A 9,160-nucleotide genomic window follows, 5' to 3' on the forward strand; every position below is an offset into this window, starting at 1 on the left:
CAATAATCTTAAGGTGGTTATTGCGGCGGGGCTCACCTCTTCCCATCCCGAACAGAGTAGTTAAGCCCGCCTGCGCAGATGGTACTGCATTTTTGTGGGAGAGTATGTCGTCGCCTTTCTTTGAAAAACCTCGTTTCTTATGAAACGGGGTTTTTTGTTTTATAACTGTTTTTTAATTATTATCGAATCAAGTTGGATCAATCCTAGAACCTGTGGAGAGACAAAAAATTTTGTTTTGAGATTGGGGACGGTTATATTGTTATATAGTCAATATAGTTCAATATAAATGATCTATTTTCATGCTATTTCGGCATTATACCGAATCCAAAAAACTACAAGAAATTAATACTACGATCTTACGTGAGGGATAGCGCACAAAATACAATATCCTGACAAAGGAAGAGCGAGAAATTGTAATGAATAGTTCTACCAGTAGTTTTAAGGGATGGACGCAGCCAGCAAGTTAAGTTTAAAGTTTCTTTGCGTTTAGAAACGATAACTTTTTAATTTCTTACTCCATGAATGGTAAGCAAATATAGTAAAATTTTTTGTGTGATTTAATGAAATAAAACATTATAGCTTTTCTTTCAGGTACTTAGCTGTTGCTGATTTTTTGATTTTTACGATGTTTTCAGGAGTGCCTTCAGCTAGGAGTTGTCCTCCATTTTCACCACCTTCAGGACCGAGGTCGATGATCCAGTCGGCACATTTTATTAAGTCCAAATTGTGCTCAATCACGAGTACCGAATGTCCTTTTTCGATTAAGGCATCAAACGATGCCATGAGTTTCTTGATATCGTGGAAGTGGAGTCCAGTAGTGGGTTCATCAAAAACAAAGAGTGCTTTGTCTTTTGTGGCCCCTTTGACTAGGAAGGATGCCAGTTTGATACGCTGTGCCTCACCTCCAGAAAGAGTAGAGGAGGACTGTCCCAATTGTACATATCCTAGACCAACGTCTTGAAGGGGTTTTAGCTTTTGTGTGATTTTGGCTTGCTTGTTTTTTTCGAAAAAAGTAACGGCATCATCAATAGTCAATGTAAGGATGTCGTAGATGTTTTTGCCTTCAAACTGGACTTCGAGAATCTCTTTTTTGAAACGTTTTCCGTTACATGTTTCACACGGCAATTGGACATCGGCCATAAAGACCATTTCGACATTGATCGTTCCTTCACCACTACAAGTTTCGCAACGACCAGCATCTACGTTAAAGGAGAAGTGTTTGGGTAAGTACCCACGGATTTTGGATAGTTTTTCTTTCGAAAATAAATCACGAATATCGTCATAGGCCTTGATGTAGGTCACAGGATTGGAGCGAGAACTGCGCCCAATAGGATTTTGATCCACATACTCAATATGTTTTATATGCGAAAATGAGCCTGTGATCTCAGTAAACTGACCCGCTTTTTCGCCAGCATTGTCCAGCTTTTTTTGCATGGCTGGAAACAATATTTTTTTGACTAGTGTACTTTTTCCACTTCCTGAAACACCGGTAATTACAGTAAGGACGTCTAGCGGAAATTTAACATTGATGTTTTGTAAGTTGTTTTCGCGTGCGCCTATGATTTCGATAAAATTCTTGAATGAACGGCGTTTTTTAGGCACTGAAATTTCGAGATCTCCGTTGAGGTATTTGGCAGTTAGGGAATCAGATTTTAGGATTTCCTCATACGTGCCTTGTGCAACCAATTCTCCTCCGAAAGTCCCAGCTTCTGGACCAATGTCGATAATCATATCAGCAGCTTTCATGATGTCTTCGTCGTGTTCTACCACGATAACGGTATTGCCTAAATCACGTAACGATAACAATACTTTAATCAATCGCTCCGAATCTTTGGGGTGCAAACCAATACTAGGTTCGTCCAAAATATACATAGAACCTACCAAACTACTTCCTAACGAAGTCGCTAAGTTGATACGCTGTGACTCTCCACCAGATAATGTAGCCGAATTTCGATTTAAAGTCAAATAACTCAAACCTACTTTAGTTAAAAACGAAAGACGGTTGTTGATTTCAATAAGCAAACGCTTGGCAATTTGCTGTTCGTATTTGTCTAATTCTATTTTGCTAAAAAAGTTTACCAAATTCTGAATTGGTAAATCCACCAATTCAGATACGGTTTTGCCGTTAATCTTCACAAAGGATGCTTCGATGCGTAAACGCTTTCCTTTACAGGCGGTACATTTGGTTTTTCCGCGGTATCGGGAAAGCATTACACGGTTTTGTATTTTATAATTTTTGGCTTCTAATTCTTTGAAAAAATCGTTTAATCCTTCAAAGTGACTATTTCCGGTCCAGATAAGTTCTTTTTGCTCATTCGTTAGTTCAAAAAACGGTTTGTGAATAGGGAAATCAAATTTATAAGCACTATTTACTAATTGATCACGGTACCAACCCATACTATCGCCACGCCAAGGGAAAATGGCATTTTCAAAAATGGATAAGGAAGTGTTAGGAACCACTAATTCGGCATCGATTCCTATGATGTTTCCGTACCCTTCACACACGGGGCAAGCCCCATAAGGATTGTTGAAACTGAATAAGTGTACATTCGGTTCTAGAAAGGTAATCCCATCCAACTCAAAATTATTGGAATATGAAAAATGTTTGTCGGTTTTTAGTTCTTGCAAATAGCAAATCCCTTTTCCTTCAAAAAAAGCGGTTTGGACGGCATCTGCAAGCCTGTTATAGAATTCCTCCTCGTCTTTGACCACAATACGGTCAATGATAAGTAGAATGTTTTTGCTGTCTAACGAATGTTGATCAATGTCATCGAGACGTATCATCTCGTTATTGACTAATATACGGGCAAAACCTTGTTGCAATAATGCATTGAGTTTGTTCTCCAGTGATCGTCCTTCTTCAAGATGAATAGGAGCTAGGAGTAACCATTTGCTGTCTATTTCTTGGTTTTTGATATCATTGACAACATCAGTAACGGTATTTTTTTTGACTTCTATTCCTGAAATGGGAGAATAGGTACGTCCAATTCGAGCATATAGTAATTTAATATAATCGTAAATCTCTGTTGAGGTTCCTACGGTTGAACGGGCATTAGTTGTGTTAACTTTTTGCTCAATGGCGATAGCGGGTGCAATTCCTTTGATGTATTCTACTTTAGGTTTGTCTAAACGACCTAAAAATTGACGAGCATACGACGACAAACTTTCTACATACCGCCGTTGCCCTTCAGCATACAAAGTATCAAAAGCCAAGCTCGATTTTCCTGAACCCGAAAGCCCAGTAATTACCACTAATTTATTGCGAGGGATGGCAACATCTACATTTTTTAAATTATGTACTTGTGCACCTTTGATGATGATGTTTTTCTTTGGATCTAGTTTGGAAATATCAACTTGCATATAGAAATTCAATTTGTACAAAAGTAAGCATTTTTGAATTGAGAAAAGAGGTTGAACAATTCCTAAATTTTTAAGGCAATGCCTTTTTTATTGAGATTACAGAATGGTATTTGTCAGTTTATTTTTTAATTTAAAGAACTATTTTTTTATATAATGTAATTTTATATCCTTTAATTTGTATATTGAAATAAATATTTGTTAAATTTGGTGAAATAATTAACAAATAAAAAAAACATTAGCCTATACTACAAAAATACTTTTTAGAAAATTACCCAAAAACAAACCAAGACAACTAACTAAAAAGGAAAATTATGGCTAATAACGAAGTTCCAGATGCTTTGCTGGTAAAAAAATATATTGAAGGAAATGAAAAATCCTTAGAAACATTAATCATAAGGCATCAATCTCGTATATATGGATTTATTTACTCTAAAATATTAGATACAGATATTTCAAACGATATTTTTCAAGATACTTTCATTAAAGTAATTAAAACTTTAAAATCAGATTCTTATAATGAAGAAGGGAAATTTCTTCCTTGGGTAATGCGTATTGCGCACAATCTAATTATAGATCATTTTCGAAGAAACAAAAAAATGCCTATGTTTCGAGAAACCGAAGAATTTTCAATTTTTTCGATCATGAGTGATGATGAGCTTACTATTGAAAATAAAATAATAGTGGAGCAAGTTGAAAGCGATGTACGTAAATTACTTGAACACCTGCCTGAGGATCAAAAAGAAGTGTTAGTCATGCGCATGTATCAAGACATGAGTTTTAAAGAAATTGCGGAGACTACAGGAGTAAGTATCAATACTTCACTAGGAAGGATGCGTTATGCAATAACAAATTTGAGAAAAGTGATTGATAAGTATCAAATTGTTTTAACAAATTAATAATATTAAAATAAAATTGCCGTTATAGTATAAAAAAAAACTAAAAAATGGCAAAAATTTACACAAAGAAAAACATTGCCCCTATTGTAATGAAACCTGAAAAAGAAGTAATATCTTTTTTGTTAAATTATTCCAAAGCCTTAACAATTCTTGATGTTAATGGAAAAAAAACAGAAATTATTTCGAACTAGTACAAAGGGAGAAGAGAAAAAAAAGCAAGAGTAGAAACAAAAACAGTTTAATCTTGCTTTTTTTATTTTTGAACAAAGCTGTCAATTATTGATTTACGACCTATTGTTCTAGTAATTATATCTTTTTCTAAATCCCATCCACGAGCAGGTGAATATTCCCGACCATACCAAATAATTTGTAAATGTAAGTCGTTCCAAATTTCTTCAGGAAAAATTCGTTTAGCGTCCTTTTCAGTTTGTTGCACATTCTTACCATTAGTTAAATTCCAACGATACATTAAACGATGAATATGAGTGTCCACGGGAAAAGCAGGGACGCCAAAAGCCTGAGACATAACCACACTCGCAGTTTTATGTCCCACAGCGGGTAATTCTTCAAGGTATTCAAAACTTTGTGGTACCTTACCATCATGTTTATCAATCAAGATATGTGATAAACCATGAATACCTTTTGATTTCATTGGCGAAAGCCCACAAGGACGAATAATTTCTTTAATTTCATCCACAGACATTTTAATCATGTCATACGGGTTATCAGCCTTTGCAAATAACAAAGGGGTAATTTGGTTCACGCGAACATCCGTACATTGCGCTGATAACAAAACAGCAATCAGCAACGTATAAGGATCTTTATGGTCTAATGGAATAGGAATCGTAGGATATAATTCTTTTAACGTATTTATAACAAATGTTACACGCTCTTGTTTAGTCATTATTGTAAATTTATATCTTGTAAAAATAGTATATTTTTAGGTTCTGAGATTAAAGTTGCTAAGGAACTAAGGCGTTTTTTGAAAGAATTGAAGTTTAAAGAGGTTAAGCTATTTCTATTGTGAATGAGATTATTTAGTTTTAACTGGATTAAAGCTGAAAATCTTATTAACTTTGAATCTAAAATCTAAATATCCTCAGCATCTAAGAGACTCAGGACCTTAGAAACTTAAAAATAAATCCATGACAACACTAAAAAAAGGAGATAAAGCACCAGAATTTTGGGGAATAGACCAAGATGGTAAAGTCCATGAGTTGACTAATTATAAAGGAAAAAAATTAGTGGTTTTCTTTTATCCAAAAGCCAATACGCCAGGTTGTACTGCTGAAGCTTGTGATCTACGCGATAATTTTGAACGTTTTCAAGCTAATAATTACGAATTGTTAGGGGTGAGTGCTGATGATAAACAAAAGCAATCTAAATTCAAGGAAAAATTCCATTTGCCCTTTCCATTAATTGCAGATGAAGACAAAGAAGTCATTGAGGCCTTCGGAATTTGGGGACCTAAAAAGTTCATGGGACGTGAGTATGATGGCATCCATAGAACTACTTTTGTCATAGATGAAAACGGAATCATCGAGGAAGTAATCGAAAAGGTGAAAACCAAAGAACATGCTGCTCAAATTTTGAAATAGTTTTCTAGAGGCAGTATCTCCAATTTAAAAATAATTTATTGAAATATAAAAAGCAAGAGTAACACAATGACTTGTCTTTTCTCTTGCTTCTTTATTCTTTATTCCCCTTTTGTCTTCTTCTATTATCTTAGAAAAATTAACGATTCTCTTCTAAAAATTTTGTTGGTTCATAACCAAATAGATAGTCTTTTTTGATTAATTCGGCAACCCCTACAGGTAACATACGTTCCCATCCAGCTTTACCTTCATGGATCATTTTTAATACCTCTCTTGAAAAAACTTCTAAGTTGTCTGGATCATAATCTTCAATATCAATTACTTTTCCATTGAATTTAAAGAATTTGTATAATTCTTTCATTCGAGGATGTACTTTTAAGTTTTGAGAAGTGTTTAAAACACCATCTTCATCAAACATTGGGTATAGAAATACCTTCATATCTCTAAAGAATAATTTACCAAAAGCTTCCAAAATCCCACCACTCAAATGACGGTAGTATTTTTCATCAAATATATCCACTAAGTTGTTGACTCCCATGGCTAATCCCATACGAGCTTTGGTATAATTAGAGAAATATTCAACCACTTTATAATATTCTTGAAAATTCGAAATCATTACAGTTTGTCCTAGAGAACAAAGTAATTCGGCACGATCCATAAAATCGCGTTCATCAATCTCACCATCTGAACGTAAATTAGAAAGCGTGATTTCAAAAATAACCAAGGTGTTTTTTTCGTCAACTTTATTTTCGTTAATAAACATATTCAAGGATTTCTTGTACATGTCCATGTTTACTTTAGTTACAGGACGAAAACTACCTCTTAAGGCAAGGATGTTTTTTTTGTATAAAATAGAAGCAGGCAGAATATTTTTTCCTTTTGGATTGAACATTACCGCATCAGTCATTCCATTTTTGACCAGTTGTAAACTAATTAAACGGTTGTCAACATCTTTAAAACGTGGTCCGGAAAAGTTGATGGTATCAATTTCTAATTGGTCTTTGTCAAGATGGTCGTATAAATAACGTAACAATTTCTTTGGGTCGTCATATTTATAATAAGCACCGTAAATTAAATTTACCCCAAGAATTCCTAAGGTTTCTTGTTGCAAACGAACATCCGTTTCTTTGAATCGAATGTGAAGAATTATTTCATTATAGGCTTCGTCTGGTTCGATTTGATAGCTAATACCTACCCATCCGTGTCCTTTGAATTGTTTAGCAAAATCAATAGTAGCTACAGTATTAGCATAACTAAAAAACATTTTATTAGGATGTTTTTCTCTGTCAAGCCTTTTTTCAATCAAGCCTACTTCGTGATTTAACATCTTTTTCAAACGACTTTCCGTAACATAACGACCATCACGTTCTTCACCGTAAACGGCATCACTAAAGTCTTTGTCATAAGCAGACATAGCTTTTGCAATGGTTCCAGAGGAACCTCCTGCTCTAAAAAAGTGCCTAACAGTTTCTTGTCCAGCACCTATTTCAGCAAAAGTACCGTAGATGTTTTCGTTTAAGTTGATGCGAAGTGCCTTGTCCTTAGTAGAAGGTATTTGTTCGATGACTTTATCACCCTTTAATTTTATTTCAGTACCCATTTTTTTTGTGTAAATATGGCTATTATGTCACAAAGTTAATGAATTTGATAACTAATGAAAGATATTTAATGTTATTTTTGTAAAAAATTAAAACGATTTGAAAGTATATTTTTTAGGAACAGGTACCTCTCAAGGTATTCCAATTATTGGTAGCGATCATCCTGTTTGTTTAAGCAAGGATGCTAAAGATAAGCGTTTGCGAGTTTCTGTTTTGATTCAATGGGAAAACTACTCTTGTGTAGTGGATTGTGGTCCAGACTTTAGGCAACAAATGTTAGCTTCAAATTGTAAAAAAGTAGATGCCATTCTGTTTACACACGAGCATGCAGATCACACTGCTGGTCTTGATGATATTCGACCATTTAATTTTAGACAGGGCGAAATGCCTATTTACGCTCATACAAGAGTTATTGATAATTTAAAAATGCGTTTTGATTATGTATTTGAAACCGTCAATAAATATCCAGGAGCTCCTTCAGTCAAAGTACATGAAGTCGTTAATGATGAGAATTTTACTCTTGGTAATAAAGAGATTATTCCTGTTAATGTCATGCACGGTGATTTACAAGTTTTTGGGTATCGCATAGATGATTTTGCTTATTTGACTGATGTTAAAACTATTGAACTAGAGGAAATTGCAAAACTGAAAAACTTAAAAGTTTTGGTCGTTAATGCCTTGCGGGAGGAACCTCATTTTTCTCACTTTAATTTACAAGAAGCATTGGATTTTATAGCTCTTATTAATCCAGAACGCGCTTATCTTACACATATTAGTCATATAATGGGTTTTCATGAAGAAGTTCAAAAAAAATTACCAGCAAATATTTTCCTCGCTTACGATAATTTAGAAATCAATATATAATTTACAATCAAAATGAAAAGATCATTTTTACTTTATGCTTTTATTTTATTAGTGTTAATAAATATTTTTACATACGCTTTTTACAGTAAAGAAGTTGAATATGAACAAATGCGATACCAACGAGTATCTAAAAAGTTAAAAGACAGCTTGACTTCAGTTACGACTAAATTGAATGATGCCGCTTATTTTTCATTGGATAAAAATGAAAATGCTCAAAACTATTTTGACAATGAAAATAATCAAAAATCCATTTCATTCGAAAAACTAATTCCTTTTGTAACAGAACGATTGTTGGATTTGAATTCTAATCCTAAAGGGAATCCTTATACAGGTCAAGACCAAATAGGGGCTAATAAATTTGTAATTAATAAAATCAAAATCTTAAACCAGCGTTGGATTATAGCGGATTATAGTGATGGTGAAATTTGGGGAGAGGTATTGTTAAAATACTTTGTAAATGAGGATAATACTATTTCATTTGAAGTAATCCAGTCGTTATTACATCAAAAATGATTCAATAATTAATAGAACTTCCCTGTATAAAATAATGAAGTATAAGAGCCGTAAGCATTGTCTACGGCTTTTTTTTTGTGTGTAAATATCTTCTATATCAAGATAATATTTTGTTAGTTTAATGTTGATCAGATTAAAATCAAGCATACTTAAGTTATCTATTTTATTAGTATTCGATCCTTTTATTATATTAATCAAACTAAGGAAAAATAAGTATTATTTTATTTTTTTTACAAATCGGTAATAGGACTGTATTTTGGAACTAAAATTTTCATTATAGACCATCCTATTAAATAACAAACGGCACAAATAGAAAAAATGATAAAATAACCTG

The 9,160-nt window shown here is 33.6% G+C and carries 8 protein-coding genes and 1 rRNA gene; 6 read left to right on the forward strand and 3 right to left on the reverse strand.

Annotated elements, in window-relative coordinates; all coding sequences use genetic code 11:
- The first annotated feature begins 9 nt into the window (after positions 1-9).
- Positions 10-119 (forward strand): 5S ribosomal RNA (gene rrf, locus WBQ70_RS08560).
- A 454-nt stretch (positions 120-573) separates the two neighbouring features.
- Here rrf and uvrA read toward each other — a convergent pair.
- Positions 574-3,360 (reverse strand): excinuclease ABC subunit UvrA, encoded by a 2,787-nt coding sequence (gene uvrA / locus WBQ70_RS08565; RefSeq protein WP_423912924.1) that lies wholly within the window; start codon positions 3,358-3,360, stop codon positions 574-576.
- 311 nt (positions 3,361-3,671) lie between these two features.
- Here uvrA and WBQ70_RS08570 point away from each other — a divergent pair, with 311 nt between their 5' ends.
- Positions 3,672-4,256, forward strand: a complete 585-nt coding sequence (locus WBQ70_RS08570; protein WP_423912926.1) for an RNA polymerase sigma factor — start codon at positions 3,672-3,674, stop codon at positions 4,254-4,256.
- A 47-nt stretch (positions 4,257-4,303) separates the two neighbouring features.
- Complete coding sequence (locus WBQ70_RS08575; protein WP_423912929.1) at positions 4,304-4,447, forward strand: hypothetical protein; 144 nt, start codon at positions 4,304-4,306, stop codon at positions 4,445-4,447.
- Positions 4,448-4,509: 62 nt separating this feature from the next.
- Here the strand turns inward: WBQ70_RS08575 and WBQ70_RS08580 are convergent, their stop codons facing one another.
- A complete protein-coding gene (locus WBQ70_RS08580; RefSeq protein WP_423912932.1) occupies positions 4,510-5,160 on the reverse strand; it encodes an endonuclease III domain-containing protein in 651 nt (216 codons plus the stop codon).
- Between the two features lie 241 nt (positions 5,161-5,401).
- Between WBQ70_RS08580 and bcp the strand changes: the two genes are divergently transcribed.
- Entirely contained in the window at positions 5,402-5,854 is a 453-nt protein-coding gene (bcp, locus tag WBQ70_RS08585; protein WP_423912934.1) for a thioredoxin-dependent thiol peroxidase, read from the forward strand.
- 136 nt (positions 5,855-5,990) lie between these two features.
- On the opposite strand, the gene WBQ70_RS08590 is transcribed toward bcp, so the two are convergent.
- A complete protein-coding gene (locus WBQ70_RS08590) occupies positions 5,991-7,451 on the reverse strand; it encodes a TonB-dependent receptor (protein WP_423912936.1) in 1,461 nt (486 codons plus the stop codon).
- Positions 7,452-7,548: 97 nt separating this feature from the next.
- Here WBQ70_RS08590 and WBQ70_RS08595 point away from each other — a divergent pair, with 97 nt between their 5' ends.
- Together WBQ70_RS08595 and WBQ70_RS08600 are read left to right on the forward strand one after the other, a co-directional pair.
- On the forward strand, positions 7,549-8,313 hold the full coding sequence (locus tag WBQ70_RS08595) for an MBL fold metallo-hydrolase (RefSeq protein ID WP_423912939.1): 765 nt from the start codon (positions 7,549-7,551) through the stop codon (positions 8,311-8,313).
- A gap of 12 nt (positions 8,314-8,325) precedes the next feature.
- Positions 8,326-8,826, forward strand: coding sequence for a hypothetical protein (locus WBQ70_RS08600; RefSeq protein WP_423912941.1), 501 nt, complete (start codon positions 8,326-8,328; stop codon positions 8,824-8,826).
- Positions 8,827-9,160: the final 334 nt, after the last annotated feature.

The organism is Flavobacterium sp., from assembly GCF_049590715.1.
Taxonomy (GTDB): domain Bacteria; phylum Bacteroidota; class Bacteroidia; order Flavobacteriales; family Flavobacteriaceae; genus Flavobacterium.

What these genes read in the sequence shown, in the direction of transcription:
- uvrA (WP_423912924.1), bottom strand. Translation starts at nt 3,360, where the DNA reads ATGCAAGTTGATATTTCCAAACTAGATCCAAAGAAAAACATCATCATC.
- WBQ70_RS08570 (WP_423912926.1), top strand. Translation starts at nt 3,672, where the DNA reads ATGGCTAATAACGAAGTTCCAGATGCTTTGCTGGTAAAAAAATATATT.
- WBQ70_RS08575 (WP_423912929.1), top strand. Translation starts at nt 4,304, where the DNA reads ATGGCAAAAATTTACACAAAGAAAAACATTGCCCCTATTGTAATGAAA.
- WBQ70_RS08580 (WP_423912932.1), bottom strand. Translation starts at nt 5,160, where the DNA reads ATGACTAAACAAGAGCGTGTAACATTTGTTATAAATACGTTAAAAGAA.
- bcp (WP_423912934.1), top strand. Translation starts at nt 5,402, where the DNA reads ATGACAACACTAAAAAAAGGAGATAAAGCACCAGAATTTTGGGGAATA.
- WBQ70_RS08590 (WP_423912936.1), bottom strand. Translation starts at nt 7,451, where the DNA reads ATGGGTACTGAAATAAAATTAAAGGGTGATAAAGTCATCGAACAAATA.
- WBQ70_RS08600 (WP_423912941.1), top strand. Translation starts at nt 8,326, where the DNA reads ATGAAAAGATCATTTTTACTTTATGCTTTTATTTTATTAGTGTTAATA.